Here is a 25,285-nt window from a genome sequence, read left to right as displayed (position 1 = left end):
ATCCCGCCTGTTTCTATATTCGCCTGCCAGCCAAATGTTTTTTCTCGGTAAAGAACATTTGTTGGCCCGTCAAGCCCGGACGTCTCTCCGGGGCACTCAGTCGCCGTAGGGCACCCAGACGTTCTTGACCTCGATCGCACGGCGCAGCAAGGCATCGCCGGCTGCTTCGTTCGACGCCCAGTCGAGGCTGTGGCCGTTACCGGTCCAGACGCGTTTGAGATTGCCGATGGACTCGGCCTCGGCCTTGGCGCAAGTCTCGGCATCGGCGAACACCCAGAGCCCGTCGACATCGTCATGCTTGGCCAATACGCCGGCAAGCTCGGCGCTACTGCCGGTGACGATATTGATGGCGCCTGCCGGAACGTCGGAATATTCGACGACCTGGTAGAGGTCGGTGGCAAGCAGCGGGTATTTTTCGGACGGCACGGCGACCACGGTGTTGCCCATGGCGAGCGCCGGCGCCACCAGCGAGATCAAGCCAAGCAAAGGTGCGTTGTCCGACGCGACAATACCGACGACCCCGACCGGTTCGTGCAGCGCCAGCGTGACGGCGCGGGCCGGCGGCTGGTGGACGCGACCCTCGAATTTGTCGGCCAAGCCGGCATAGAGGAACAGCCGCTCGATCGACAGTTCGACCTCTTCACGCGCCGCCTTGGCGGTCGCGCCGGTAAGTTGGGTGAGGCGCACAGCAAACTCGTCGGCGCGGCCGGAAAGGTTTTCGGCCAGGTAATAGAGCACCTGGCTGCGGTTGTAGGCGGTCGCCTCCGGCCAGGCCTTGCAGGCGCGCGCGGCCGCGACGGCGTCGCGGATATCCTTGCGGTTGCCGAGACCGACCTCGCCGGCAAGCTTGTCCTTGGCGGTGGCGACGGCGAAGGAATAATTGCCGTCCGGCCGGACCTGCTTGCCGCCGATGAACAGCTTTGCCGTGCGGTCGATGGCGCCACCTTCCGCCTGCTCGACAGGTTGAGCCGGAGACGTTGCCGGCTTGATGATCGGGCCTAGCGGCAGTTTTGCCGAGAGATATTCGAACATGCCCTCGCGTCCGCCTTCGCGGCCAAAGCCGCTCTCGCGGTAACCGCCAAAACCGCAGGCGGCGTCGAACATATTGGTGCCGTTGACCCAGACGACGCCGGCCTTCAATTGTGGCGCGACGTGCAGGGCAAGATTGATGTTCTCGCTCCACACCGAAGCGGCCAGGCCATAGCGCGTGTTGTTGGCGAGCTCGACCGCTTCCTCGGTGTTGCGGAAGGTCATGGTGGCAAGCACCGGCCCGAACACCTCTTCCTGTGCCAGAATGTTAGCCGGCGAAACACCTGTCGCCAGCGTTGGCAGATGGTAATAGCCCGCGGCGGGCAGCGCCGAGTCCGGCTGCCAGCAGATTGCGCCCTGCTTGGCGCCCTCGGCGATCAGGCCCTTGACGCGATCGAGCTGAGTCAAATCGACCAGCGGGCCGATATCGGTGTTCTTGTCGAGCGGACTGCCGACGCGCAGCCGGCTCATCCGCGTCTTGACCTTGGCGATGAAGGCATCGGCGATGCCCTCCTGCACCAGAAGGCGCGAGCCGGCACAGCAGACTTGGCCCTGGTTGAACCAGATGCCGTCGACCAGACCCTCGACGGCGCTGTCGAGATCGGCATCCTCAAAGACGACAAAGGCCGACTTGCCGCCAAGCTCCAGCGACAGTTTCTTGCCCGAACCGGCGGTGGCTTTGCGGATGATCTTGCCGACCTCGGACGAACCGGTGAAGGCGATCTTCTGGATGCCGGGATGATTGACGATTGCCCCACCCGCTTCCGGCCCGCCCTGGACGATGTTGACGACGCCCTTCGGCACGCCTGATCGTTCACAGATCTCGGCGAACAGGATCGCGGTGAGTGGCGTGAATTCGGCTGGCTTCAGCACCACGGTGCAGCCGGCGGCGAGCGCCGGCGCGATCTTCCAGGCCAGCATCAAGAGCGGGAAGTTCCACGGGATGATCTGGCCGACGACGCCGACCCCCTTATGGCCTGGAAAATCCCTGTCCAGCGCCTGCGCCCAGCCGGCATGATGGATGAAATGGCGGATGGCCAGCGGCACGTCGATGTCGCGGCTTTCGCGGATCGGCTTGCCGTTGTCGATTGATTCCAACACCGCGAACAGCCGTTGGTGACGTTGCATGGCGCGGCCAATGGAATAGAGCACTTTGGCTCGGCTGTAGCCGGTGCTGGCGCTCCATTTCGGCAGCGCTTTTGTGGCGGCCGAAACCGCCGCGTCGATATCGGCGGCACCGGCATCCGACACCTTGGCCAGCAGCTTTCTCGAGGACGGATCGCTGGTGTCGAAGGTTTTGCCTCCGCTGGCTGCCTTCCAGTCGCCGCCGATAAACAGCGCTTTGCCGAAATCCCGCGCGGCAAGCCACGCATCGGCCTCGTTGCGCGCCTCCGGCGCCGGGCCGTATTCCATGGCGTGATAGCGTTCGAGAATGTTCATGGCGTGCTCCGAATCACGCCATCGCGTGGCGATGATTGGCCGAGTAGTGGCCGGTCAGATGATGCTCGAGCTGGCGCTCGATATCGGTCAAAAGGCTCGATGCTCCGAAGCGGAACAGCTCCGGCTCCAGCCACGGCCGGCCCAGTTCTTCTTTCATCAGCACCAGCCAATCGAGCGAGGCTTTTGCCGTTGAAATGCCACCGGCCGGCTTGAAGCCGATGAGATAGCCGGTTTCCTCGAAATAGGCGCGGATGGCGCGCACCATGGCAAGGCCGACCGGCAGCGTCGCGTTGACGCTTTCCTTGCCGGTCGAGGTCTTGATGAAATCTGCACCCGCCATCATCGCCACCATCGAGGCGAGCATGACGTTGCGCAGCGTGGCGAGGTCGCCGGTACCGAGGATCACTTTCAGATGCGCCTCGCTGCAAGCGGCGCGCATCGAGACAATCTCGTTATAGAGCTCCTGCCATTTCGCCCCGAATACCAGGCCGCGCGGGATGACGACGTCGATCTCGTCGGCGCCGTCCCTTACCGATGCTTCGATCTCCTGCAGACGTGTCGAAAGCGGTGCAAGGCCATGCGGGAAAGCCGTGGAAACGGCGGCGACATGGACGCCGCTGCCGCGCAGCGCTTCGACGGCAGTGGCGACGAAGGGGTGATAGACGCAGACCGCCGCCGGGCGGATCTTTTCACCAGTAATGCCGAGCCCCTCGGCAATGTCGCGACGGAACGGGTTGACCGCCTTGGCACAAAGCCGGCGCACGCGCTCTTCCGTGTCGTTCGAGTTCAGCGTCGTCAGGTCCATGCAGGCGACGGCGCGCAGCAGCCAGGCGGCCTGGTTATCGGCCTTGATCGAGCGTCTTTTGGTCAGGCTGGCGACGCGGCGTTCCAGCGCCGAGCGGTTGACGCCGCGCATCGATTCCATGAAGCCGAGATCGAGCCTCATGCCGGGATTGCGAGCAATGCCATGGGCTTGCGGGATTGGTGCATTGGCGGCGGCGCGCGCCGGCAGCGGCGTGACCTTCGATGTGCCGACGTCGGTTTCGCGGATTGTGCTGCTCATCTCCTGCCCCTTGTTCAGCGACTTATGCCGAAGATAGACCGTGAAGCAGCGCTTCACGAGTCCTTCAAGCGGTCATAGCGGAAAAAGACAGTCAAGGCAGCCGACTTTTGACCGCATGGTCAAAATCAGGGTCGCAAACCAGTGGACGCTGAATTGCCGCGTCTCAGCCGACGAAGGCGCGCTCGACGACGAAGCTTGCCGGATGATGCAGCGAGCCTTCCTGGAAGCCGTGGCTTTCAGCCAGCTCCTTGACGTCTTTCAGCATATGCATCGAGCCGCAGATCATGATGCGGTCGGTCTCGGGATTGAGCTTGTCGATGCCGAGATCGGTGTAGAATTTGCCCGAGCCGATCAGCGCGGTGATGCGGCCCATGCGCTCGGAGGTCTCACGCGTCGTTGAATTGTAGAGCGTGACGCGGCCACCGGTCAGCTCGCCGATCAGCGGGTCGTTCTCCAATGCTGCCACCAGCTCCTGGCCGTAGGTGAGTTCAGCATTGTCGCGGCAGGTATGGGTCAGGACCACCTGCTCGAACTTCTCATAAGTGTCGGGATCGCGCAGCAGGCTGGCGAAGGGAGCAATGCCGGTGCCGGTCGAGATCATGAACAGGCGCTTGGCCGGCGTCAGGGCGTCGACCACCAGCGTGCCGGTCGACTTATGCCGCATGATGACGGTGTCGCCGATCTCGATCTTCTGCAGATCCGAAGTGAGCGGGCCGTCCGGCACTTTGATCGAGAAGAATTCGAGTTCGTCGTCCCAGGCTGGGCTGGCGATCGAATAGGCGCGGAACACCGGCTTCTCGGCATTGGGCAGGCCGATCATGACGAACTCGCCGGAGCGGAAGCGCAGCGACTGCGGCCGGGTGATGCGGAACGAAAACAGCCGGTCGGTATAGTGCTTCACCGAGACGACGGTTTCGGCATAGACGTTGGCCGGTATCGGGAACTGCAACGGCCGGGCGCCGGCAGTGTTGAACGCGGATGTGGTGTTCATCAAACCTAACCTTCCGGGCCAGTTCAGCGCCCGCGCCAAATCTTCACCTGCGCGCCCGAACCGGTCAGGTTCCAGCGTGCCGTTTGCACACTCCGAAGCGGTAAGCTCTTGTGTCCGGAATTTATTAGTATACAAACGATATTTGCGTCAAGACGCCGCCGTAAAACAGCTTTCCAAACTAAGGCATGTAGGCAGTTCGGGCATTTCGGGTTTCGACAATGGGACAGAATTTTTCGGCGCAAGCTCTGGATTCGACGGGCAGCGTCGTCGCCGGCATAGATGTCGGCGGCACCTTTACCGACCTGCTTCTGATCGACGGCCGTGACGGTGGCCGGGTGCACATCGCCAAGACCCCGACGACAGTCGACAACCAGGCGTTCGGCGTCGTTTCGGCACTTGGCGCCACCGGATTTCCGGTCGACGGCATCGACCTCATCGTGCACGGCACGACGACCACCACCAACGCGGTGCTGGAGCGCCGGCTGGCCAAAACCGGCATGATCACCACGCGCGGCTTTCGTGACATCATCGAGCTTGGCCGGCGGACACGGCCGCAAGCCTATGGCATGACAGGCACGTTCGTGCCGATCATTCCGCGCAATCTGCGGCTCGAAGTGTCGGAGCGGGTCGAGGCCTCGGGCGCGGTGCGCATACCGCTCGACGAGACCGAGATGCGGGCAGCGATTTCACAACTGATCGCAGCCGGCTGCGAATCCCTCGTCATCCATTTCCTGCATTCCTACGCCAACCCGGCGCATGAGCGGCGCGCCGCCGAGATAGCGGCCGAGCTTTGGCCGAACGGCTACATCACGACAGGCCACGCCCTGCTTTCGGAAGCGCGCGAATTCGAGCGCGGGGTGACCGCTTCGGTCAACGCTTCGGTGCAACCGATCCTCGAACGCTATGTCGAGCGGCTGCGCAAGGAGCTGGCGTCAAAAGGCTACGCCCGCGACTTCCTGATCATGAACGGCAATGGCGGCATGATCTCGGCCCGCTTTGTCACACGTGAGTCGGCCAAGACCGTCATGTCCGGCCCCGCTTCCGGCGTCATTGCTGCCGCCTACACCGGCAAACGCGCCGGCTTCGAAAACCTGGTCACCTACGACATGGGCGGCACCTCGACCGACGTGGCACTGATCCGCAACGCCGAGCCGGCGGTGTCGAACGAGATCGAGATCGAGTATGCGATGCCGATCCACGTGCCGATGGTGGCGGTACATACGGTCGGCGCCGGCGGCGGCTCGATCGCCCGCGTCGATGCGGCCGGCCTGATCCAGATCGGCCCGGAAAGCGCCGGCGCCAATCCCGGCCCGATATGCTACGGACGCGGCGGCTTGGAGCCGACCATCACCGACGCCAATCTGGTGCTCGGCAGGCTGGCGCCGAAGAAGCTGCTCGCGGTGGAAAACCCGGTCACCGTCGAACGGGTCACCGGCATATTCGAGGACAGGATCGGCCGCGCCACAGGCTTGTCCGGCGTCGAGGCGGCGGGTGCAGTGCTGCGGCTCGGCAACGTGAAGATGGCCGGCGCCATCCGCATGGTCTCGGTGTCGCGCGGCCACGACCCGCGCGATTTCGCGCTGTTCGCCTTCGGCGGCGCCGGGCCGCTGCATGCGACGGCATTGGCGCGCGAGCTCGGCCTGCCCAAGGTGCTGGTGCCGGCGCGGCCGGGCATCACCAATGCGCTCGGCTGCGTCGTCGCCGATCTGCGCCATGATTTCGTCAACACGGTCAACCAGCCGGTGGCCAGTCTCGATGAAACCCAACTCCACGAGACATTGGAACGGCACCGAAACGAAGGCGAGGAGCTGATCGGCAAGGAAGCGGTGAAGCCGGAAATGATCCGGGTCACGCATTCCGCCGACATGCAGTTCGTCGGCCAGACGCATATCATCAACGTGCCGCTGCCGTCGTCTGCGGTGACACGCCAGGTACTGCAGCAACTGTTCGAGAGTGCCTATTTCGCCCGCTTCAAGGTCGAGCTACCCGAGATCCGCGCCAATCTGGTCAACCTCAACACGTCGGTCACCGGCGTGCGGCCGGCAATCGATCTGTCCCGGCTGATCGACCCGGCTGGGCGCGCCAAAACGCTCGAAGAGGCGCGGCGCGAGATCCGGCCTGTCTGGTATGGCGGGCGCTGGTACGACACGCCGGTCTACAACAGAGAGAAGTTGCCGCTCGACGCAACAATCGAAGGTCCGGCGATCCTCGAACAGATGGACGCGACGACTGTGCTGGAGCCCGGCGACCGGGCGCGATCGGATGCCGACGGCAACATCATCATCGATATCGGCGAGGCCTGAGATGGAAAAACTCGACGCCATCACCCTTTCGGTCATCCAGGCGGCCCTGCAGCAGGTCTGCGACGAAATGGACCTGACGTTTTCGCGCGCCGCCTTTTCGCCTGTCATCGCCGAGGCCAATGACCGTTCGGATGGCATCTATTCGGCAGTCGATGGTTCGCTGATCGCGCAAGGCAGCCAGGGCCTGCCGGTGTTCGTCGGCGTCATGCAGTATTCGACCAAAACGGTGATCGAGATGATCGCCGACGGACGCTGCCTGCCGCCCGAGCCGGGCGATATCTACATCGTCAACGATCCCTATCTCGGCGGCACCCATTTGATGGATGTGCGCTTCGCCATGCCGGTCTACCGCGACGGCAAAATATTCTGCTGGCTGTCGAACACCGGCCACTGGCCCGACATCGGTGGTTCGGTGCCGGGCGGCTTCTCCGCCTCGGCAACGGCGGTGGAGCAGGAAGGCTTGCGGCTGCCGCCGGTGAAATTGTTCAAGAAGGGCGTGCTCGACCCTGAGATCTACGCCATCATCTGCTCCAACATCCGTGTCGCCGACCAGCGCATTGGGGACATCCGGGCGCAAGCGGCGGCACTGCTGATCGGTCAGGACCGACTGAACGGAATCCTGGATCGTTACGGAGATGAAACGGTCGTCGATGCGATCGCCGAACTGCGCCGCCGCGCCGCTGAACAGATGCGCGTCAACATTTCGGCCATTCCCGACGGAATCTATCGCTCGCAGGCCTTCGTCGATTCAGACGGGGTGGTAAACGAGCCGCTGATCATCGCGCTGGCAGTCGAGAAAAAAGGCGACACGCTCAGCTTCGACTTCTCGGGCTCATCAAAGCCCTGCGCTGGGCCGATGAACAGCGTGCTGGCGACGACCTTGTCCTCGGTCTATCTCGCCATGCGGCACATTTTCCCCGACGTGCCGATCAGCGCCGGTGCCTTCGAGCCGCTGATCGTCAAGCGGCCGGAAGGCACCTTCCTCGACGCCAAATATCCGCGCCCGGTATCGGGCTGCGCGGCCGAGGTTTCGCAGCGCATTGCCGAGGCGGTGTTCGCTGCGATGGTGCAGTCGCTGCCGGACAAGGTGACGGCGGCTCCGGCCGGCTCCAGCGGCAATTTCGCGCTCGGCGGCAACGATCCGGCGCGCGGCCGCGATTATGTCATGTACCAGATCTCCGGCGGCGGCTATGGCGGCAATGCCGGTCACGACGGCCTGACCAATGGCTGCTCGACCATCGGCATTTCCAAGTCGCCGCCGGTCGAAATCATGGAGCAGGCCTTCCCGGTGCTCTACCGGCATTATGCCTTACGCGAAGGCTCGGGCGGCGCCGGCAAGCACCGCGGCGGGTTTGGGCTCGCCTATGAGGTCGAGATCCTGCGCGGCGACGCCCGCGCCTCTTTCGTCATGGATCACGGCCGCTTCGGCCCGCAAGGCGCGCTCGGCGGCAAGGACGGCGCGGTCAACACGGTCACCGTGTTCCGCGACGGCAAGGAACATGTGCCGCAGCACCTCTCCAAGGAGCAGGACATCGCGCTGAAGGCAGGCGACCGCGTGCGCGTTAGCACGCCGGGCGGCGGCGGCTACGGCGATCCGTTGCAGCGGGATCCGGAATTGGTCGCTCGGGACGTCAGGCTAGGGTACTATACCGCCGAGCAAGCCAGGGACCTGTTCGGGATCAAATGAATCCACAAGACAAATTCAAATGCCGTGTCTGCGGCCTCGATCAATCTCCCGATCTGCCATGGGGCGAGAACGGCAAAGAACCCAGCTCCATCATATGTTCGTGCTGTGGAGTGGAGTTCGGCTACGAAGACGACGGCCTCGGCAATTGTTTGTCAATTCGCCGGCATTGGGTGGAGGTTCGGCGATGCAAGTGGTTCGCGCCGGAGGATCGGCCGCTCGATTGGGACATGCCCGCTCAAATCAGAGGTATTCCGTTAGCCTATAAAGGCGCAGAGGATGAGCAACTGATCCAACGATATCTGCAGGCCGGAGAGCCGCCGCTACAAGGCTTGGCGGCGCTGAGCGCGGTGGAGAAGCCGGACCGGCAGTGAGGGTTTTACCGGGTGCTGGCATATCGCCCAGACCGCTGCGCACCGCTATGCTCTGTGGTCCAGCCTCGCGACCAGCCGGTCGCCGGCCCACTGGATGCCGCAGACCAGGATGATCAGCACAATGACAACGGCGATCATGACGGACGTCTCGAAGCGCTGGTAGCCGTAGCGGATGGCGAGGTCGCCGAGCCCGCCGGCGCCGATGGCGCCAGCCATGGCCGAGGCGCCGATCAGCGTCACCAGCGTCACCGTGAAGCCGGCGACGATGCCGGGCAGCGCTTCCGGCACCAGCACCTCGCGAATGATCGTCCAGCGGTTGCCGCCCATGGCGCGTGCTGCCTCGATCAGCCCGTGGTCGACCTCGCGCAGCGACACTTCGGCGATCCGCGCATAGTAGGGCGTCGCCGCGATCGACAGCGGCACAATCGCTGCCCAGGTGCCGATCGAGGTGCCGACGATCAGCCGCGTCACCGGGATCAGCGCAACCAGCAGGATGATGAAAGGCACCGAGCGGAAGCCGTTGATGACCGCTCCGAGCGCGCGGTTCACCCACAGGTGTTCGGCGATACCGCCGCGGTCGGTGGCGACCAGCGCCAGGCCGAGCGGCAGCCCGAAAACCAGCGAGATGAGGCCGGAGGCGGCCGTCATCAGGATCGTTTCCCAGATCGAACGGACGAGAAGCTCAAACAGAACCGGCGACATGGCCAAGCACCTCCACCCGCGCTTGGCGGGCTTTCAAGAACGCGATCACCTCTGCCAGGTGAGCTTCATTGCTGCCGGCGACCGCCACGAACAGTGTCCCGACAGGCTGCTGCTGAACGTGATCGATGCCGCCATGCACGAGGCGGAACGGGCCGGGAACTGCCGAGGCAAGATCGGACAACAGCGGGCTTCGGGCGGCCTCACCCGCCACGTCGATCCTGAGGATCGCCTCCACGCCGGCGTTCTGCGTTAGCCGGCTTGCGATCTCCGCCGGCAATTGCGGCCGGATGCCGCCGAGCAGGCTTTGTGTGATCGCCGACTTCGGATCGGCAAACACCGACCACACCGGCCCTTGCTCGACGATCCGCCCAGCGTCGATCACCGCGACACGATCGGCGATCGAACGGATCACCTCCATCTCATGGGTGATGAGCAGGATGGTCAGGCCGAGCTGCCGGTTGATATCCCTGAGCAAGGCGAGGATGGAGCGCGTCGTCTCCGGGTCCAATGCCGAGGTCGCTTCGTCGGACAGCAGCAGCGCCGGGCGCGCCGCAAGCGCCCGGGCAATGCCGACGCGCTGCTTCTGCCCGCCCGACAGCGACGCCGGATAGGCTTTCGCCTTCTCCGACAGGCCGACGAGCTCGAGCAGCTCGGCGGCGCGCGCCAGGCGTTCGGCCCTGGGCCGGCCTTCGATCTTGAGCGGCAGCGCTACATTGTCTTCGACCGTCTTGGCAGACAGCAGGTTGAAATGCTGGAAGATCATGCCGATACGCCGGCGCAGCGGTTGCAATTCGCGCTCGCCGAGCCGGCTGATGTCGCGGCCTTCGATGAAGACCTGTCCTGTATCCGGCCGCTCCAGGCCGTTCAGGCAGCGTATCAGCGTCGACTTGCCGGCGCCGCTCCGGCCGATGATGCCGAGGATCTCGCCCTGGCGCACGCTGAGCGACACGTCGTCCAGCGCCGCTGTCGCGCCGAAGCGGCGCTTCAGCTCGATGAGGCGCACGACGTCGTTCGGTCCGGCGGAACGGCTGCCGGCGGGATGCATGACTTCGGTGACCGAGGCGAAATGCTGGTTCATGAAAGTTCCTGTATTGGTGTCCCGCAAAACGCGATCGCGGTCCGCGTTGGAGCGCGGACCGCTTTATCATGCCGGGCTTCGGCGCCAAGTCGAGCTCGGCATCAATAGGCGCTGATGCCGGTTCCCTTGTAGACTCGGTCGAATTCGGCCTTCACCTTTTCGTTCTGGTAGGAGGCGACCAATGTCTTTACCCAGGGCTGGTTTTCATTGCCGGCCTTGACCGCGATGAAGTTGCGGTAGGGATTGTCGGCCACCGCCTCCTGGGCGATGCGGTTCTCCGGTGTGAGGCCGCTTTTAAGCGCCCAATCCGTGTTGACCACGGCCCCGTCGAGGTCTTCCACCGAGCGCCCGACGATGCCTGCGTCCAGCTCCTTGATGACCAAGTGCTTCGGGTTTTCGGCGATGTCGGTGGTCGTCGCCAGAATGCCGGTGCCTTCCCTGAGCTTGATCAGACCTTCGCTCTGCAGAACGCGCAGTGCGCGGCCCTCATTGGACGGGTCGTTCGGCACGCCAATGACGGCGCCTTCGGGCAGGTCGGCAATCTTCGTGTACTTCTTGGAATAGAGGCCGATCGGCCAGACCCCGGTATAGCCGACCGGGACGATGTGATAGCCCTGCGTCTTGATCTGGTTGTCGAGATAGGGCTTGTGCTGGAAGGCGTTGGCGTCAATTTCGCCACGCTCGAGTGCTTCATTCGGCTGGGTGTAGTCGTTGAACACCACGGTCTCGATCGTCAGCCCCCTCTCCGCCGCCTGGGCGGTGACGACGCGCCACACATCCTCGTCCTCGCCGCTCATGATGCCGACCTTGACCGCCGTCTTGTCTTCGGCGAACGACGGCGCAGCAAGGCCGACAATCGCAACCGCCGACGCAAAAAGTACAGCCAGACCGGCGCGCCGGTTTATACTTGCGGAGAGAAATGAGAGCAAAGTGTTGGTGTTCCCAGACATGATCTATCCCGTCGGTTCTGAAGTCGTTGCGGCCAGGCGGAGTGCCAAGCCTTGCCGGCATCATCGGGAATGCTGACCGTCGGATCAAAGCACGGTATTTCCCGCGAAATGCGAAGCCAGGAATATTCTCTCAAAGTTTCGGGCCTGGCGAGCACAGGGCGTGCTGGGATCATGCGTTCTAAGCCAATGCTGGTTCAGAAATTGTCCGGACGTCGTCTCCGCTATGAGGCCCGCCGTGCTTCGAAGCGGCGGGCCTTTCTGCGTCCGAATGCCCAACACGGGCAGCAGTGTGGGATGTCGACAATGCTGGACGCGCCGCATGTCCCTTCAAAGCGACGCGCTTGCTCACTCGATGACCTTTACAATCCTGCGCGTGCCAGGATCGACCAGGACGGTCCGATTGTCGACGACGACATAGCGGTATTTGACGTCGGGAACCTCATGAAGCTCGACGGTATCGGGCAGGGTCGAGCCGACATTGAGCTCCACGCCGGGAAGCTGGACGGACGCCAGAGGCTGCTTTTTCACATACTCGCGTACGATCGTCTCCTGCTGCGGTTCGATGACCACGTCCTGAGCGGCAGCGGCGCCAATACCCGCAAGCAGCAAGAACCCAGCCGCGGCTGCCGAAAGATGCATTCTCATGATCGTCTCCTTTCATGGTGAGCCACCTCTGCGCTGCGCCGCGTCATGCTGTTCGCAGCGGGGTCGCTATAGGCCGGTAACGTCATCAGGTGGAGCTTGTTCCGCCACTCGGATCGCTTGCCCTTTCCCTCCATTAGTTTGGAACAAAGTTTTTTAGCCGCGGTTTTACGCGGTGAAGGGACGCATTTTCCAAGGAGATCTCTCATGAAGGGCGTTCTGATCACCAGCATGCTAGCAATCAGCGTCAGCTGCGGGGCTGCACTTGCCCAGACGCAGCAGTCGACCGACGACCAGTCCGGCGCCAATTGTGCAGCCGGCACTGCCAATTGCCAGAACGGCGCCAAAATGGGCGAGCAGGCTCAGGGCAAGGCCGGCGCTGCAACTGATCAACAGGCGCAAGGCAACAAGAAGCTGAAGACCGATGAGCAAGCCAAAGGCAAGGCCGGCGCAACGACTGACCAGCAAGCCCAGGGCAAGGCTGGCGCCACGACTGACCAGCAGGCCCAGGGCAACACAAAGATGAAGACCGATCAGCACGCCCAGGGCAAGGCCGGAACCACCACCACCGAGCAGGCCCAAGGCAACACGAAAATGAAGACCGAGGAGCAGGCTCAGGGCAAGACTGGGACCACGACCACCGAGCAGACTCAGGGCAATGCCTCGACGCAGACGCAAGACCAGAGTTCGACCGCTTCCATCAACAATGTGACCGTTGAACAGAAGACGGAGATCACGCAGGTCATCAAGGAGACGAACGTCCAACCGGTTTCCAGCGTCGATTTCGACATCTCTGTCGGTGTCGAGGTTCCGCGAAAGAAGGTCCGGCTGCATCGCCTGCCGGCGCGCATCGTCAAGATCGTTCCGGCTTACGAAGGCTATGAGTATTTCGTGCTCGCCGACGGCCGGATCGTCATCATCGACCCGAATACCTACAAGATCGTGATTATCCTGACCTAGTCGTGGCCAGACGGTCTACCGTGGGTTGATGCACCAAAAAGGCCCGCCGCGCAGCTCGGGCGGCGGACTTTTCCGTACTCGGCTCCAGCGTCTGCAAATCGCAAATCAAGGTCCATCCTCGGGGCGAGGAGTGAGCACGGTGTGATCGATGGTGTCGGGCAGGCAGGGACTGGGCACGCAGCTTGTTCGGACTGACGCGGTGGTCATGGCATCGATATCCGTAACCAGCACCATTCTCGCGTAGTGCCGCGGCCACAGCGGCTCTCCAAACAGGACGAAGACGCCGCCAATCATCAAGGCCAGCAACATGAGTGCCGTAACATTTGCAAATATCTCGCCGTAGCGCATGAAGGCAGCCTGTCCCGTTCGGAAAGTGATTTCAGCCTGTGACAGCGGCGACCAGGACGGCGCCGAAAGCCGGCGCTACTATCCTTGAGGCCGCGCGAATGCCGCCTTCCATTGGATCCTCCCCGAACAAGCCGGATAAATAACGGCACTCTCGGTGCTTTGTTCCCGGCCGTGTGGCCGGTCGACAGCCGCGTCACACAGGCCGTGTGTAGGGCGGCCTTTCGTTTGCAAAAGGCACTCTTCGCTCTCATTGATGCGCGGCAGCGAGGTCCTTGACATGACGTTCGTGCATTTGCAGCACCGGCAGCGTCTTCTTGGCGAACTCCTTCATCGCCGGATCGTCGCCGGAATTCGCGTAAGCGGAAAACAGCGCCACCGCTTCCTTATGCGCCTGGGTCTGCATGTCGATATATTTCGATTGGAAGCTGTCCCCGCTGGCCTCCTTGAGTTGGTCGAGCAGCGCCTGGTGCTTGGTGTCCAGCGACGGGCCGGCTGGCGCGGTGGCCGAAGTCGTCTGACCCTTGCTGAGCGCCGCCTTGAAGTCCTCGCCGGCCTTGGTGTGGTCCGTGACCATTTGCGCCGCGAATGCCTTCACGTCGTCGGCAGTCGCCTGCGTCTGCGCAAGTCGGCTCGATTCGATTTCGAATGTATTGGCGATGGGCACGGTCTTGACGAACGTCGCGGTATCAACCTTGCTCATGGTGTCGGTCGTTAGAGGCGTCAGCGTCGCCGATTGGGCAAAAGCAGCCACAGGTGCGCCGGCCATCATCGCTGCCGCAGTGATGGATAGAAGGGTTTTCATGGGGGTTCTCCGAGGCTGATGTCATCCCTCCGCTGGCTCAACGCGCAAGCTGCGGCGAGGTTGCCTGGTCGTGGCGGCCACAGCTGCCGCCACGCCAAACAATGGTTTGGAAACGCAAAACAAAAGACGCCGGCTGCGTCCTGCAAAGTGCAACGCAAGCCACGAGATCGTACGGAATCGTACAAGCTCTTTCGCTTTGCGGCAGTCTTGCTATCGTTGGCTGGGAGAGAGATGGGTGGAGGCTTCCGTGGGGCAGATCAAGTCGCCGCTAGGAATCGGTATTGACACCGACGCTGCCGTTCATACCATCATGGCCGACTATCATTCCGGCGACATTCTCTCGACCACCGTCGTCATAGCCGATTTGCGCAAACGCTTTCCCTGGTTCCGGCAAACCGACGAGGAGCTGGTTGGCTTCATCGTTCGGGCGCTGGACGGTCGGGATATCGCGGTCAGCTTCGACCACCGCGGCCGCTAGGCTGATTTTACGGCAAAACCAGCCGGCCGCGGAGCTTAAGCTCCGCGGCCTCGTCAGGCTGTGATGACCGGGCGCTTACTTGCCGCAGTGGTTGTCGTTCACCGTCGGCGCCATCGTGCCCGGAGCCTTGCCGGTCGCATCGGGCAGAGCCCCCTGCGGGCCCGGCGGGCAATTCCGGTCGGCATTCGAATTCGTCGTTGAGAAATCGCGAATGCTATTGGTGATGGTCGAATCCGTGCCGGTGTCAGGGCCGCCATTATCCGGGACTACGATCGTCCGCCCGCTACCGTCGGCAGCGGCTCCGGAAGGGTCGCCGACGTTCTGCGCCATCGCTGACGTAGCCAGACCGATCGTAAGCGCCGAAGCTGCGAGAATTTTCGTGAGCATGATGCTTCTCCTTTTTACGAGGGTCGTCGCGTTGCGACTACGAAAACAACCGTTCGGGCGAGCGAAGGTTCCGACAAATTTCCTATGAATTCAGCATGTTCTCAGGTGTTCAAGGTGGCCGCCATGCCATTCTCCGCGGGCACGCATCTGTGGACTTTTCTAACGGCACAGCCCGGCATTTTGCTCGCCGCATGAGCGTACGCCTTACCGTTCCGCCGGAACAGGAATGCTTCTTGCGAGTTCATACCTTTGTACAATGCGACGCGCTGATGCGAATGGCGGCAGCGCAAACAAGGAGAGCAGACATCATGGGCCTTGGAACCATTCTCATCATAATCTTGGTCCTTGCCTTGCTTGGCGGCTTCAGCGGCTTGGGCGGCGGACCGTTCTATGGCACCGGCTATTACGGTGGTGGCGGCCTCGGCCTGGTGCTGCTTATCGTCATTATCCTGGTCCTGCTTGGGCGCATTTGATGCACGTCGCGCAAAAGTGTGCAGCGGTTTTGTGATAGCGACATGCATAAAACAGGAACCTAAAGCGCATCGCATGAGGCCAGTCGAACGCGACGCGCCTTAGTGCCACGCTCGCGACAAAAACGCCTGCCGCTTGGTAACAAGCGCCGGGCGTTTTGGAGACAAGATTTCCATGATCCTTGGCCAACCAGGATCCCTGGCTAAAAAGGCCGACCCGGTGCCGAACCTTTCGGCACCGAGGACACCACCATAGCAGCAGCTTAGTGTTGGCGATCGGCGGCCAGCGCTTCTTTCAGATCGGCGCTGAGCACGCCTTCGTTGAACAGCGACATGATACGGGCGGCCAACCGCTCGCGGACAGGACTGTCGTCCGCAACACCCAACTCGCGGCAGCAGTCGTCGAGCGCTTTTTTCAGCACGCTCAGTTCGGCTGGAGTTGCTGCACCTTGCATCGACATGCCATCCTCCCTTGAAAAAGGGCGAAAGCGCGAAGCGTCTTTCAAGCGTCCACTCGCCATGTCTGTGTGGACGACTCCAATTCAATTAGCGCCGATCTCGTCCAAACTCAATGTACGGAAATTACCAAACAGACAGTTTGGGAACGACTGCCTTGCACCTGCATTGTTGCTGCGATCCAACCCACCCCTCATTTGGATCATTGGGCGTAGCCCACGACGCCCGAATGGAGCCCGTTGCATCCCTCGCGACGGGCTCTTTCGCGTCCGGTGACCTCAATTGTCGTTTTCGTACCAAACCGTCTTTGGTACGTTTCCAACTCTAACTTTCAGTCGGATGTTTTCGTAGGCAAGCGGCAGGAGAAACTGTCGTGCATCGATTCATTTTTTTATTTAGTAGGCTCCATACCTTTCAGTGCCTATATGAGCGTTATCGTCCGCAGATTATACCGGGCGCGGACGGCTGGGAGATAAAAAAGCTCTTGCCCTGTTTTGGGGCTAGCTATGTCTGATCCAGCAATTTCCAATAGAAATCTATACAGAAACAAGCTGTTGCGCCGGATGAGCGCCGGCGATTTCGCATCTCTCGAGCCGCACATCGAGCGCTGTTCACTGGAGTTACGGCAATCGCTCGAAGTGTCCGGATCCCCGATCGAGGCCATTTATTTCCTCGAGGACGGCATCGGTTCGGTGGTTGCGAAAATGCCGAACGGCAGCGATGCGGAAGTTGGCCTTGTCGGCTTGGAAGGTATGACCGGCTCGGCCCTGATAATGGGCGACGACCGTACGGTCCATGATTGCTATGTGCAGCTGGCGGGAGAAGCCGCCAGGATCGACGCCGAGCCGTTCAAGGCGGCGCTGACGCAAAGCCCGACGCTGCGGCTGTTCTTGCTGCGCTACGTGCAATATCTGCATGTCCAGACCGGCTATACGGCGCTGGTCAACGCGCGATCGAAACTTGAAGACCGGCTGGCGCGCTGGCTGCTCATGTGTGACGATCGGGTGGACGGCGGCCGGCTGACGATCACTCACGAATTCCTGTCGATCATGCTTGGCGTAAGGCGTCCGGGTGTCACGGTCGCGCTGCAGCTGCTCGAGGGGCGAGGGCTCATCCGGTCCCGCCGCGGCGAAATTATCATTCGCGATCGCGATGGTCTCGTCGCACTGGCGGATGGCGGCTACGGCCTGGCCGAGGCCGAATATACCCGCCTGGTCGAGCATATCGGCGAGCGCTGACGGCGCTTTCCTGGCCGATTGCTGCCGCAGGTCGAAGCCCCTTGCGACACTACACGGCGGGTCGGAAAAATTTTCAAAGCTCCCGGACCGTCAGGGAACTTGTTTCCCGTCGGAGGGTTATGGGACGCCTCTACTTTGCGAGGCGGCACCAACCATTCGGGAGAGGATCATGGCGACCACGAAAAAGGCCGCGAAGGCGGCAAGCAAGGGCCTTGAGGATCTGTTCCTCGACGGGCTCAAAGACCTCTACTACGCCGAGAAGAAGATACTGAAAGCGCTGCCTAAAATGGCCAAGGGCGCGGAGTCGGAAGAAGTGACCGCCGCCTTCGAGAAACACCGCATGGAAACCGAAGGACATGTCGACCGCCTGGAGGAGGTGTTCGAGAAGTTCGGCAAGCCGGCCCGTGGCAAGACCTGCCCGGCGATTGACGGCATTATCGAAGAGGGCTCGGAAGTGCTCGAGGAGTATAACGGTGCTCCCGCGCTCGACGCCGGGCTTGTCGGCGCGGCGCAGGCCGTCGAACATTACGAGATCGCTCGCTACGGCACTTTGATCGCGTGGGCGGAAGAACTCGGCAAGAGCGACGTTGTCGAGCTGCTCAGGGCAACTCTCAAGGAAGAGGTCGCGACCGACGAAGCGCTTTCCAAGCTCGGCGAAAGCGGTGTCAACGAACGCGCAATGCAAGAAGCCGCTTGATTTCAAAACCGCAACCGAGCCTCGGAAATGGTTGCCAAGGCTCGGTTGGCCGCGGGAAACCGGTGAATTCTGCATTGGTCCCTCATGAACGGTAGGGCGGGCAGCTAGAGCCTTGAAGCGGTGCCTCGGAGCGGATTCACTCGATCTGCTCGAACGTGCATTGCCGGGGCTCTTTGTCCGGCCGCCAGCGCAACAGCTTGGTTCCGTGCCGGAACCGGTCGCCTGTCACATGGTCGAACCGAACCTCGACCACCAGTTCAGGCTTTATCGGTTCCCATTGTCCGCTGCGCTCCGTGCTCCAGCGGCTTGGTCCGCCCGGCGCCTTGCCGGTGAAACCCGGTTTGGCCCGCAGTTTTTCCAGCCGTCTGGTCAGCGCCGCCCTGTCGTCCCTGCCGATGGTCGAGGTGAACCCGACATGGTCCAGCCTGCCTTCGTTGTTGTAGAGGCCGAGCAGCAGGGATCCGACTTCGTTGCTGCCGGCGAGATAGCGAAAGCCGCCGACCACACAATCCGCAGTGCGCAGCCGCTTGACCTTGACCATGGCGCGCTCGCCGGGCCGGTATGGCCCGGCGATCAGTTTTGCAACGACACCGTCGGTCGAGCCATGGCCGGCGCCTTGCAGCCAGCGCTCGGCGGCAGCGGCGTCGTGCGTATATTTGGACAGGTGCAGTTCGGGCCGTGCCGCCGACGCGACAAAGGCCTCGATCGCCTGCCTCCTGGTGGTGAGAGGCTCTTCGATGATGATCCCGCCGCCGGGTTCGGCCAGCATGTCGAACAGGACCAGCATGGCAGGCGTCTCGAGGCTCAACTTGCGGATCCTGCTTTCGGCGGGATGGAGGCGCATTTGCAGGGCCTCGAATGAAGTCGATCCGTCGACCTCGATGATGATCTCGCCGTCGACCACAAACTGTCGCGACCTCACATCGCGCAGCACCGCGACCAGTTCGGGAAAATAGCGGCCAAGCGGCTTGCCCGATTTTGCACGCAGATCGACGGCATCGTCGCCCTTGAACACGAGGCAGCGAAACCCGTCCCATTTCGGTTCGTACTGCCAAAGCCCGTCGCCGCCAGGAATTGCGTCGGCGGCTTTGGCTTCCATCGGACGAAGGTCGAGCGGCAACGGAAATGCGGTCATGGCTGGTCCGCGCCGCCGCTGAGGCATTCGCTACCGTCGCCTGCCATTCCCCTGCGCCCCGCTTTCCCGCCTCGGCACCTTGCGGCCGGTTTGGTCGGGTGAAGGCGACCGCGGATCGACCTCGTCGGACCCACCGATCTCCTTGGTGATGCGATAGGCCAGATAAGCGACGGCTCCGGCAAGCAGCAAGCGGACCATGACTGCAAATCCTTCGTTGGCGTGAACCCACCAACCCGCAGGCCGAAGGTTTTGTTCCGCCGCTGCCCATTGCCGGGGTGGATCGTCGGCGGCGCAACCAAAATCCAAGCGCATCGTTTGTTGCTTATCGACGAAAAGAATTTGCGATGAAGACGCTCTCGCCCTTGTTCGCTTTGACCCTGGCGCTATTCTTGGCCAGCAGCGCTTGGCCTGACGGGTGACCGCGATGCTCCTCGTTGTTCCGGTCTGGCAGGACATCGCGGCACGACTGCTTCTGACCGCGCTCGCCGGCCTGTTGATAGGCCTCAACCGCGAGGCGCGCGGGCACGCGGCGGGGCTACGCACCACCGTGCTGGTCGGATTGGCCGCCGCCATCACAATGATCCAGGCCAGTATTCTGCTCGAGACCGTTGGCAAGCATCCGGATTCGTTTGCATCGATGGACGTCTTGCGCTTTCCGCTGGGCGTGTTGACCGGCGTCGGCTTTATCGGCGGTGGCGCCATTCTTCGCCGCGGCAATCTTGTCAGCGGCGTCACCACGGCGGCCACGTTGTGGGTGATGACGGCGATCGGATTGGCTTTCGGTGGTGGCCAATACGGCTTGGGCGCGGCCGGCACGGCGCTGACGCTGGCCACCTTGCTGGTCCTGAAATGGGTGGACCTTCGAATGTCGCGCGAACACCATGCCCAGTTGGCACTGACGTGGAAGGCCGCGGCTCGACAGGAGCTCGATGCGCTCATCGGGCCGCTTGGCTACCAGGCACGCCTCGTCGCAATAGAGAGGCGCCCAGATCTCAAGGACCCTGTGTTCTCGTTCGAGATCAGTTGGAGGCGGCCGGACACTGGCGCACCGCCAATGGATCTGCTGGCATCGGTGGGCGAGCATTGCGAGATCCAGAAGTTTGATCTCCTCAGCGAACCTGCCCGCTAGCTGGCGGCTTGCAACGATCGCGGCCTGAATCAGGCCATAGCTTCTCCACACCCCTTTCGATACCTATCTTTCGAGGCAGGACTCAAGGAGCAAGCAAAAGACCGTGGCACAGCGATCGGGAAGTGCTGATCTTCCACTTCACGGCGGACGCGTGCCGAAATGGCTCGGCGACCGCATGACGCGGCTTGGCGCGGTCATGTGCGAGGCGATCATCCACCATTACGGCCGCGATGAGTTGCTGCGCCGGCTGGCGCATCCGTTCTGGTTCCAGTCCTTTGGCGCCGTAATGGGGATGGACTGGCACTCTTCCGGCATCACCACCAGCGTCGTCGGAGCGTTGAAGCGCGGTCTGTCGCCGCTTTCCGGCGAACTCGGCATCCACGTTTGCGGCGGCCGCGGCGCGCATTCGCGCAAGACCCCGCACGAGCTTGCCCTGATCGGCGAGCGTGTCGGCCTCGACGGGCAAGGCCTCGCGACTGCCAGCCGGCTTGTCGCCAAGGTGGACAGCGCCGCGGTCCAGGACGGTTTCGATCTCTATCTGCACGGCTTTATCGTCACCGACGACGGCAAGTGGGTGGTGGTGCAGCAGGGCATGAACGGCGACAGCAAGGTGGCGCGCCGCTATCACTGGCTGTCCGAAGGCCTGAAGAGCTTTGTCGACCAGCCGCATGCTGCCATCGAGGGCGCCAACCAGGGCGAGATCGTCAACCTGACCGACCGCCGCGCCGAAGCGTCGCGCCAGGGACAACTGGACCTTCTGCACGACCTTGGACCGGATCGCATCGTGAGGGAGCTTGCCGCTTTGGAGCGGGGTTCGGCGCCAGCGCCGGAGCCGGCACAAAAGCTGCTGCCGCATCTGGTGATGCCGGCGCACCACGATGTACGCGAAGGCGATGTCGTCATGCGCCGCCTGCACGGCAACATCGCGGCGGCGGCCGAGCGCGGCCCGACAGATTTCGCCGGGCTTCTCCTCGTGCCCAATGTCGGCGCGCGCACGGTGCGGGCGCTGGCGCTGGTCGCCGAAGTCGTGCATGGCGCGCCGTGCCGTTTTTCCGATCCAGGCCGTTTCTCGCTGGCGCATGGCGGTAAGGACAGGCACCCGTTCCCCGTGCCGCTGAAGGTCTATGACGAGACGATCGGCGTGCTGAAGTCGGCTGTCCAGAAGGCCAGGCTCGGCCGTGACGAAGAGATCGGCGCGTTGCGGCGGCTGGACGACCAGTCGAGGCAGGTCGAGCGCTATGTCACCGGCCCAAGCCTGAAGGAAATCGTCGCCGGGGAGTTCGAGCAATCGCATCTGCTCGGCGGCCGCAGCGTCTTCGGTTGGGAGGTCGTACCCGAAACGGCCGCAGTCAAATCAACGAAGTGATCGGCTCAGATCAAGCCTCCAAGTCGATCAGGGCGACGCCGAGTTCGGGACGGTGCCTGCGGCGCAGATGGCCAGGCGTCTCCACCAATGTGACCTCGAGCGTCGGCCGCACGATGCCGTCCAGCAGATGACCGCCCCTCGTGGTGCCGTCACTCAATCCAAGGACTGCGTGGACGTGCAGGCTGGGCTTGCGGTCGTCGCCGATGGCAACATCGCCGATCGCGCTCAGCACTTCACACTGTTCCCGGACGGGGATTTTCCGGTAGGTCCTTTCTCCAGGGTCGAACCAGCCGACAGTTGCCCTTTCGAAAGCACCTAGCGCGGTCAGCGACGCACTGCCAATGCCGTTGTCAACGGCAAAGGACGTCAGCTGCGCAAACGCCTCTTCGCCGGGATCAAGCACAACGACGAACGTTCTCTGTCCGGCGCTTTCGGCAACAAGCTGTGATTTCATGATTTCGCTCCAGCCGTCAGGAATTCAAATCCACCACACCAGCAATGCCAGCAAGACGAGACCCACCAGGCCGGCGATGAAAGTGATCCGGCGCGCCCGCGTCCGCAGGATGATCTCGCCCTGCCGCGCCTGTTCCGCTGAAAAGACAGGACCATCCTTGTCCCGGTCGTTGCTCATCCATCGTCTCCTTTCGGGCAATTATTCAGCATTGAATAGATCTGGCGCCCGATAGAACACAATCTCGTTTGGCGGATGAGGTTCCACGATGGACCATCGACGGTTGGAACCGACTGGGACTCGGCCGTCTGCCGAGGCGGGACGGAGATCGATCACGAAGTGAACCCAGCCGGCTTGGGACCGGCTGGGCGCCGTTTGCATCTATTCCTTCGGCGCGGTCGCGGGCGCGGTATAGCGGCGGCGCACCGCGTCCAGGACGTGGTTGCGGCTCTCCTGCGCCGAAAGTGTGCCGTCTTTCTCCGCTTCGGCGGTTTCGCGCGCCAGTTCCTTGTCCCTGATCTGGTGGCGAAACCATTCGGAATAGTCGCCGGCGCGCAAATGATGTTCCCAGGTCCTGTCGTCGATGCCCTCGGCGATCTGGGCGAAAATCATCAGATTATGGGCGCGGAGGTTCATCGCATTGTCGGGGCCGCGGAAATAGAAGCTGCCCTTCTCGTCGAGCTGGCCCTCGGCATATTTGCGGCTGTGGCGCTTGAGCGACTGCCGCGGCTCGATCGGCTCGACCATGGCAGGTTTCTTGCGCGCCTGCGGCCGCCAGAACAGCACGCGCTCGTCTTTTGGAGAGTTCAGGTCCTTGTCCTTTGGCGGTTCGGTGCCGGTCTCGTGACAGAACGTCTTGATGACCTTTTTCGCCTTGGGGCCGAGTGCGATGACGGCGGTGACCAGCCGCAATGCCTCGGTTGAGATCGCGTCCGGATGAACCGTGATCAGGATCGTGCCCGGCAATTCCATGGCCAGCACCATTGGCGTGTCGTCGCGCCGCTTCGGCAAGAGGTGATGCGCCTCGTCGATGATCAGCCAGTGTGGTCGTGCCGTGCGGAAGCGAACGCCGCCAAGGCCCGGCAGCAGGTCGGCAAAGAAGTCCGGCCGCTCGTTGACGCGCAGCGCCAGGCCATTGACGACCAGATTGTTGTCCGGCTTCTCCAGGAGATCGAGCAACTGCGTCTTCGTCGGCGCGTTCGAGCCGTCGCCCAGCCGGACGGCGCCTTCGAGGCCGTCATAGTCGCCTTCCGGATCGAAGATGCAGAACTGGAACTTTCTCTCGACGAAGCGCTCCGTCAGTGCGGTCGCCAGGGTCGATTTGCCGATGCCGGAGCTGCCGGCGATCAGCACCGTATCGGTTGGCGACAGATACACCTCCTTGCCATCCTCCGAGCCAAGGAGAATGCCGTCGCGGTTCGGCACAAGCTCGCGATCGCGCTCGACCACCTTGGCGATCAGTTCCTCGACGCCTTTTCCGCGCGCGCCGCGTGTCACGAGATCCGCCGTATCCTTGACTGCCGGCAGTGCGTTGTCGACGGCCACGCTGAAGCCGCAGGCGCGCAGGAAGGCGTGGTCGTTTTCGGCGTCGCCGACACCGACGACGTTGTGCGGCGACAATCTGAGGTCCTGAAGCGCGGCTGTCAGCCCGGTCGCCTTGTTGATGCCGCTGGGCAGGATCATCACCGCGCCCTTGTTGAAGATGATTTCCAGCTCCAGCCCCAATTTCTTGATGACCTCGAGCGCGGTAGCCTGATGCGGTTCCCAGGTTGCGACGATCGAGCGTCCGACCGAAAGCGGTTTGACACCGCGTTTCCTGAGTTTGGCGATGAACTCGGGGGCGGGCGGCGGAGATATCGTCCGCTCCTCCTCGCTGGCCGGCGTGTAGATCAGCGCCCCGTTTTCCGCGACCACCTTGTCGAAGATCGCGACTTCGGGAAAGACGCGTTTCAGGTCGGGCAGCTCGCGCCCGGTGACGAGAATGAGTTTGCGGCCGCTCTTCTTGAAGCGTTCAAGCGCCGCAAGCGTCTTCTCGGCAACGAGCCCTTCATGCGCCAGCGTGCCGTCATAATCAGTGGCCAGGGCAATGAAATACATGCCGTCAATAGCCGCCCACGATCGGCAATATCTCGCCGGTGATGTAGCTCGAGCAGTGCGGCGAGGCGAGGAACACGTAGGCCGGCGCGATCTCCTCCGGCTGGGCCGGCCGTTTCATCGGCGTGTCAGCGCCAAATTTCGAAACATCGCCGGCTTCCTTGTCCGAGGGGTTGAGCGGCGTCCAAACCGGGCCTGGCGCCACGGCGTTGACCCTTATGCCCTTCTCGACAAGGTTGCCCGAGAGCGCGCGGGTGAAGGCATGAATGCCGCCCTTGGTCATGGAGTAATCGACCAGTTGCTTCGAGCCCTCGATGCCGGTCACTGAACCGGTATTGATGATCGCCGAACCGGGTTTCATGTGCGGCACGGCCTCCTGCGCCATGTGGAAATAGCCGTAGAGGTTGGTCTTCAGCGTCGTGTCGAAATGCTCCTCGGTCAGCTCGCTGAAATCGCTGGAGTGGATCTGGAAAGCGGCGTTGTTGACCAGCACGTCGATCCGCCCAAACTCCTGCACGATCTCAGCCACCGCGCTGTGGCAGTGGTGGCGTTCGCTGACATCGGCCTTGATCAGAATGCAGCGCCGGCCTTCCGCTTCGACGGCCCTTTTGGTATCTTTGGCGTCCCTATCCTCCGAGAGATAGATGATCGCCACATCGGCGCCTTCACGCGCATAGAGCACGGCCACCGCACGGCCGATGCCTGAATCGCCGCCGGTAATGACGGCCACTTTGCCGTCGAGCTTTTTCGATCCGATATAGTACGGCGCATCGTAAAGCGGCGCCGGCTCGATCGCCCATTCATGCCCCGGCTTCGGCTGGTGCTGCTCGGGGAAGGGCGGCTCGGGATATTTGCGGGCACCGGCCTGCATGGCGCCTTTTTGCCTGCCATTGGATTTGGACTTGTCCTTCTCGTCGATCCGGCGCTGGATGTGCCGTTGCTTGGCGGCCTCGCCGGCGATTTCCGATTTCATCTGCATGGTCATCTCCCTGGCTTGAAAACCAACAACGCGTGTCCG

The 25,285-nt window shown here is 62.6% G+C and carries 27 protein-coding genes; 10 read left to right on the top strand and 17 right to left on the bottom strand.

Annotated features, from left to right (window positions below):
• Window positions 1-96 precede the first annotated feature (96 nt).
• From NKI59_RS02100 to NKI59_RS02090, 3 genes are all read right to left on the bottom strand, one after another.
• Window positions 97-2,469, bottom strand: coding sequence for an aldehyde dehydrogenase family protein (locus tag NKI59_RS02100; protein ID WP_352702028.1), 2,373 nt, complete (start codon window positions 2,467-2,469; stop codon window positions 97-99).
• 13 nt (window positions 2,470-2,482) lie between these two features.
• A complete protein-coding gene (gene deoC, locus NKI59_RS02095) occupies window positions 2,483-3,532 on the bottom strand; it encodes a deoxyribose-phosphate aldolase (RefSeq protein ID WP_352702026.1) in 1,050 nt (349 codons plus the stop codon).
• A 163-nt stretch (window positions 3,533-3,695) separates the two neighbouring features.
• A complete protein-coding gene (locus tag NKI59_RS02090) occupies window positions 3,696-4,523 on the bottom strand; it encodes a ferredoxin--NADP reductase (RefSeq protein WP_352702024.1) in 828 nt (275 codons plus the stop codon).
• 218 nt (window positions 4,524-4,741) lie between these two features.
• On the opposite strand from NKI59_RS02090, the gene NKI59_RS02085 reads away from it, so the two are divergent.
• Genes NKI59_RS02085 through NKI59_RS02075 form a run of 3 tightly spaced genes read left to right on the top strand, consistent with a single transcriptional unit; the run spans window position 4,742 to window position 8,884 of the window.
• Window positions 4,742-6,826 (top strand): hydantoinase/oxoprolinase family protein, encoded by a 2,085-nt coding sequence (locus NKI59_RS02085; protein ID WP_352702021.1) that lies wholly within the window; start codon window positions 4,742-4,744, stop codon window positions 6,824-6,826.
• 1 nt (window position 6,827) lies between these two features.
• Window positions 6,828-8,513 carry a hydantoinase B/oxoprolinase family protein gene (locus tag NKI59_RS02080; RefSeq protein ID WP_352702019.1) on the top strand — a complete coding sequence of 562 codons (1,686 nt, stop codon included), beginning with the start codon at window positions 6,828-6,830 and terminating at the stop codon, window positions 8,511-8,513.
• Window positions 8,510-8,884, top strand: a complete 375-nt coding sequence (locus NKI59_RS02075; protein ID WP_023677118.1) for a hypothetical protein — start codon at window positions 8,510-8,512, stop codon at window positions 8,882-8,884. The genes NKI59_RS02080 and NKI59_RS02075 overlap by 4 nt, the downstream gene beginning before the upstream one ends.
• Before the next feature lie 45 nt (window positions 8,885-8,929).
• On the opposite strand, the gene NKI59_RS02070 is transcribed toward NKI59_RS02075, so the two are convergent.
• From NKI59_RS02070 to NKI59_RS02055, 4 genes are all read right to left on the bottom strand, one after another.
• Window positions 8,930-9,586, bottom strand: coding sequence for a methionine ABC transporter permease (locus NKI59_RS02070; protein ID WP_352702017.1), 657 nt, complete (start codon window positions 9,584-9,586; stop codon window positions 8,930-8,932).
• A complete protein-coding gene (locus tag NKI59_RS02065; protein WP_352702015.1) occupies window positions 9,567-10,664 on the bottom strand; it encodes a methionine ABC transporter ATP-binding protein in 1,098 nt (365 codons plus the stop codon). The genes NKI59_RS02070 and NKI59_RS02065 overlap by 20 nt, the downstream gene beginning before the upstream one ends.
• Before the next feature lie 101 nt (window positions 10,665-10,765).
• Window positions 10,766-11,614: a MetQ/NlpA family lipoprotein gene (locus tag NKI59_RS02060; RefSeq protein WP_352702013.1), complete on the bottom strand. Its 849-nt coding sequence runs from the start codon at window positions 11,612-11,614 to the stop codon at window positions 10,766-10,768.
• Window positions 11,615-11,959: 345 nt separating this feature from the next.
• Window positions 11,960-12,259, bottom strand: a complete 300-nt coding sequence (locus tag NKI59_RS02055) for a DUF1236 domain-containing protein (protein WP_023677114.1) — start codon at window positions 12,257-12,259, stop codon at window positions 11,960-11,962.
• 204 nt (window positions 12,260-12,463) lie between these two features.
• On the opposite strand from NKI59_RS02055, the gene NKI59_RS02050 reads away from it, so the two are divergent.
• Window positions 12,464-13,216 carry a DUF1236 domain-containing protein gene (locus tag NKI59_RS02050; RefSeq protein ID WP_352702272.1) on the top strand — a complete coding sequence of 251 codons (753 nt, stop codon included), beginning with the start codon at window positions 12,464-12,466 and terminating at the stop codon, window positions 13,214-13,216.
• A gap of 105 nt (window positions 13,217-13,321) precedes the next feature.
• Here NKI59_RS02050 and NKI59_RS02045 read toward each other — a convergent pair whose 3' ends face one another.
• Entirely contained in the window at window positions 13,322-13,564 is a 243-nt protein-coding gene (locus NKI59_RS02045) for a hypothetical protein (RefSeq protein WP_023677112.1), read from the bottom strand.
• A gap of 247 nt (window positions 13,565-13,811) precedes the next feature.
• Window positions 13,812-14,366 (bottom strand): DUF4142 domain-containing protein, encoded by a 555-nt coding sequence (locus NKI59_RS02040; protein ID WP_352702011.1) that lies wholly within the window; start codon window positions 14,364-14,366, stop codon window positions 13,812-13,814.
• Between the two features lie 247 nt (window positions 14,367-14,613).
• Here NKI59_RS02040 and NKI59_RS02035 point away from each other — a divergent pair, with 247 nt between their 5' ends.
• Window positions 14,614-14,844 carry a hypothetical protein gene (locus tag NKI59_RS02035; RefSeq protein ID WP_156937349.1) on the top strand — a complete coding sequence of 77 codons (231 nt, stop codon included), beginning with the start codon at window positions 14,614-14,616 and terminating at the stop codon, window positions 14,842-14,844.
• A 75-nt stretch (window positions 14,845-14,919) separates the two neighbouring features.
• Here NKI59_RS02035 and NKI59_RS02030 read toward each other — a convergent pair whose 3' ends face one another.
• On the bottom strand, window positions 14,920-15,231 hold the full coding sequence (locus NKI59_RS02030; protein WP_023677109.1) for a hypothetical protein: 312 nt from the start codon (window positions 15,229-15,231) through the stop codon (window positions 14,920-14,922).
• 308 nt (window positions 15,232-15,539) lie between these two features.
• Between NKI59_RS02030 and NKI59_RS02025 the strand changes: the two genes are divergently transcribed.
• Entirely contained in the window at window positions 15,540-15,704 is a 165-nt protein-coding gene (locus NKI59_RS02025; protein ID WP_023677107.1) for a DUF3309 family protein, read from the top strand.
• Window positions 15,705-15,964: 260 nt separating this feature from the next.
• Here NKI59_RS02025 and NKI59_RS02020 read toward each other — a convergent pair whose 3' ends face one another.
• On the bottom strand, window positions 15,965-16,162 hold the full coding sequence (locus tag NKI59_RS02020) for a hypothetical protein (RefSeq protein ID WP_292655400.1): 198 nt from the start codon (window positions 16,160-16,162) through the stop codon (window positions 15,965-15,967).
• A 501-nt stretch (window positions 16,163-16,663) separates the two neighbouring features.
• Here NKI59_RS02020 and NKI59_RS02015 point away from each other — a divergent pair.
• The gene (locus NKI59_RS02015) at window positions 16,664-17,395 is read left to right on the top strand and encodes a Crp/Fnr family transcriptional regulator (RefSeq protein WP_023677105.1); all 732 of its coding nucleotides are present in this window, start codon (window positions 16,664-16,666) and stop codon (window positions 17,393-17,395) included.
• Between the two features lie 169 nt (window positions 17,396-17,564).
• Window positions 17,565-18,092 carry a YciE/YciF ferroxidase family protein gene (locus NKI59_RS02010; protein ID WP_023677104.1) on the top strand — a complete coding sequence of 176 codons (528 nt, stop codon included), beginning with the start codon at window positions 17,565-17,567 and terminating at the stop codon, window positions 18,090-18,092.
• Between the two features lie 136 nt (window positions 18,093-18,228).
• Here the strand turns inward: NKI59_RS02010 and NKI59_RS02005 are convergent, their stop codons facing one another.
• Both NKI59_RS02005 and NKI59_RS02000 read right to left on the bottom strand, forming a co-directional pair.
• Window positions 18,229-19,227 carry an ATP-dependent DNA ligase gene (locus NKI59_RS02005; protein ID WP_352702008.1) on the bottom strand — a complete coding sequence of 333 codons (999 nt, stop codon included), beginning with the start codon at window positions 19,225-19,227 and terminating at the stop codon, window positions 18,229-18,231.
• Window positions 19,228-19,257: 30 nt separating this feature from the next.
• Window positions 19,258-19,425 (bottom strand): hypothetical protein, encoded by a 168-nt coding sequence (locus tag NKI59_RS02000; RefSeq protein ID WP_023677102.1) that lies wholly within the window; start codon window positions 19,423-19,425, stop codon window positions 19,258-19,260.
• A 226-nt stretch (window positions 19,426-19,651) separates the two neighbouring features.
• On the opposite strand from NKI59_RS02000, the gene NKI59_RS01995 reads away from it, so the two are divergent.
• Together NKI59_RS01995 and NKI59_RS01990 are read left to right on the top strand one after the other, a co-directional pair.
• Window positions 19,652-20,356 carry an MgtC/SapB family protein gene (locus tag NKI59_RS01995; protein ID WP_031194456.1) on the top strand — a complete coding sequence of 235 codons (705 nt, stop codon included), beginning with the start codon at window positions 19,652-19,654 and terminating at the stop codon, window positions 20,354-20,356.
• A 103-nt stretch (window positions 20,357-20,459) separates the two neighbouring features.
• Complete coding sequence (locus tag NKI59_RS01990) at window positions 20,460-21,722, top strand: DUF763 domain-containing protein (RefSeq protein WP_352702006.1); 1,263 nt, start codon at window positions 20,460-20,462, stop codon at window positions 21,720-21,722.
• A gap of 10 nt (window positions 21,723-21,732) precedes the next feature.
• On the opposite strand, the gene NKI59_RS01985 is transcribed toward NKI59_RS01990, so the two are convergent.
• From NKI59_RS01985 to NKI59_RS01970, 4 genes are all read right to left on the bottom strand, one after another.
• On the bottom strand, window positions 21,733-22,176 hold the full coding sequence (locus NKI59_RS01985; RefSeq protein ID WP_352702004.1) for a PPC domain-containing DNA-binding protein: 444 nt from the start codon (window positions 22,174-22,176) through the stop codon (window positions 21,733-21,735).
• 24 nt (window positions 22,177-22,200) lie between these two features.
• Window positions 22,201-22,353: a peptide ABC transporter permease gene (locus tag NKI59_RS01980; protein ID WP_352617829.1), complete on the bottom strand. Its 153-nt coding sequence runs from the start codon at window positions 22,351-22,353 to the stop codon at window positions 22,201-22,203.
• A 201-nt stretch (window positions 22,354-22,554) separates the two neighbouring features.
• Window positions 22,555-24,270, bottom strand: coding sequence for an HAD family hydrolase (locus NKI59_RS01975; RefSeq protein ID WP_352702002.1), 1,716 nt, complete (start codon window positions 24,268-24,270; stop codon window positions 22,555-22,557).
• Window positions 24,271-24,274: 4 nt separating this feature from the next.
• Window positions 24,275-25,246, bottom strand: a complete 972-nt coding sequence (locus NKI59_RS01970; protein WP_352702000.1) for an SDR family oxidoreductase — start codon at window positions 25,244-25,246, stop codon at window positions 24,275-24,277.
• Window positions 25,247-25,285: the final 39 nt, after the last annotated feature.

The sequence above is a fragment of the Mesorhizobium sp. M0598 genome (genome assembly GCF_040320865.1).
Classification (GTDB): Bacteria; Pseudomonadota; Alphaproteobacteria; order Rhizobiales; family Rhizobiaceae; genus Mesorhizobium.
This window is presented reverse-complemented; position numbering and strand designations above follow the sequence as displayed.

Coding starts and splice junctions, on each gene's coding strand:
- NKI59_RS02100 (WP_352702028.1), bottom strand. CDS start 2,469: ATGAACATTCTCGAACGCTATCACGCCATGGAATACGGCCCGGCGCCG.
- deoC (WP_352702026.1), bottom strand. CDS start 3,532: ATGAGCAGCACAATCCGCGAAACCGACGTCGGCACATCGAAGGTCACG.
- NKI59_RS02090 (WP_352702024.1), bottom strand. CDS start 4,523: ATGAACACCACATCCGCGTTCAACACTGCCGGCGCCCGGCCGTTGCAG.
- NKI59_RS02085 (WP_352702021.1), top strand. CDS start 4,742: ATGGGACAGAATTTTTCGGCGCAAGCTCTGGATTCGACGGGCAGCGTC.
- NKI59_RS02080 (WP_352702019.1), top strand. CDS start 6,828: ATGGAAAAACTCGACGCCATCACCCTTTCGGTCATCCAGGCGGCCCTG.
- NKI59_RS02075 (WP_023677118.1), top strand. CDS start 8,510: ATGAATCCACAAGACAAATTCAAATGCCGTGTCTGCGGCCTCGATCAA.
- NKI59_RS02070 (WP_352702017.1), bottom strand. CDS start 9,586: ATGTCGCCGGTTCTGTTTGAGCTTCTCGTCCGTTCGATCTGGGAAACG.
- NKI59_RS02065 (WP_352702015.1), bottom strand. CDS start 10,664: ATGAACCAGCATTTCGCCTCGGTCACCGAAGTCATGCATCCCGCCGGC.
- NKI59_RS02060 (WP_352702013.1), bottom strand. CDS start 11,614: ATGTCTGGGAACACCAACACTTTGCTCTCATTTCTCTCCGCAAGTATA.
- NKI59_RS02055 (WP_023677114.1), bottom strand. CDS start 12,259: ATGAGAATGCATCTTTCGGCAGCCGCGGCTGGGTTCTTGCTGCTTGCG.
- NKI59_RS02050 (WP_352702272.1), top strand. CDS start 12,464: ATGAAGGGCGTTCTGATCACCAGCATGCTAGCAATCAGCGTCAGCTGC.
- NKI59_RS02045 (WP_023677112.1), bottom strand. CDS start 13,564: ATGCGCTACGGCGAGATATTTGCAAATGTTACGGCACTCATGTTGCTG.
- NKI59_RS02040 (WP_352702011.1), bottom strand. CDS start 14,366: ATGAAAACCCTTCTATCCATCACTGCGGCAGCGATGATGGCCGGCGCA.
- NKI59_RS02030 (WP_023677109.1), bottom strand. CDS start 15,231: ATGCTCACGAAAATTCTCGCAGCTTCGGCGCTTACGATCGGTCTGGCT.
- NKI59_RS02025 (WP_023677107.1), top strand. CDS start 15,540: ATGGGCCTTGGAACCATTCTCATCATAATCTTGGTCCTTGCCTTGCTT.
- NKI59_RS02020 (WP_292655400.1), bottom strand. CDS start 16,162: ATGTCGATGCAAGGTGCAGCAACTCCAGCCGAACTGAGCGTGCTGAAA.
- NKI59_RS02015 (WP_023677105.1), top strand. CDS start 16,664: ATGTCTGATCCAGCAATTTCCAATAGAAATCTATACAGAAACAAGCTG.
- NKI59_RS02010 (WP_023677104.1), top strand. CDS start 17,565: ATGGCGACCACGAAAAAGGCCGCGAAGGCGGCAAGCAAGGGCCTTGAG.
- NKI59_RS02005 (WP_352702008.1), bottom strand. CDS start 19,227: ATGACCGCATTTCCGTTGCCGCTCGACCTTCGTCCGATGGAAGCCAAA.
- NKI59_RS02000 (WP_023677102.1), bottom strand. CDS start 19,425: ATGGTCCGCTTGCTGCTTGCCGGAGCCGTCGCTTATCTGGCCTATCGC.
- NKI59_RS01995 (WP_031194456.1), top strand. CDS start 19,652: ATGCTCCTCGTTGTTCCGGTCTGGCAGGACATCGCGGCACGACTGCTT.
- NKI59_RS01985 (WP_352702004.1), bottom strand. CDS start 22,176: ATGAAATCACAGCTTGTTGCCGAAAGCGCCGGACAGAGAACGTTCGTC.
- NKI59_RS01980 (WP_352617829.1), bottom strand. CDS start 22,353: ATGAGCAACGACCGGGACAAGGATGGTCCTGTCTTTTCAGCGGAACAG.
- NKI59_RS01975 (WP_352702002.1), bottom strand. CDS start 24,270: ATGTATTTCATTGCCCTGGCCACTGATTATGACGGCACGCTGGCGCAT.
- NKI59_RS01970 (WP_352702000.1), bottom strand. CDS start 25,246: ATGCAGATGAAATCGGAAATCGCCGGCGAGGCCGCCAAGCAACGGCAC.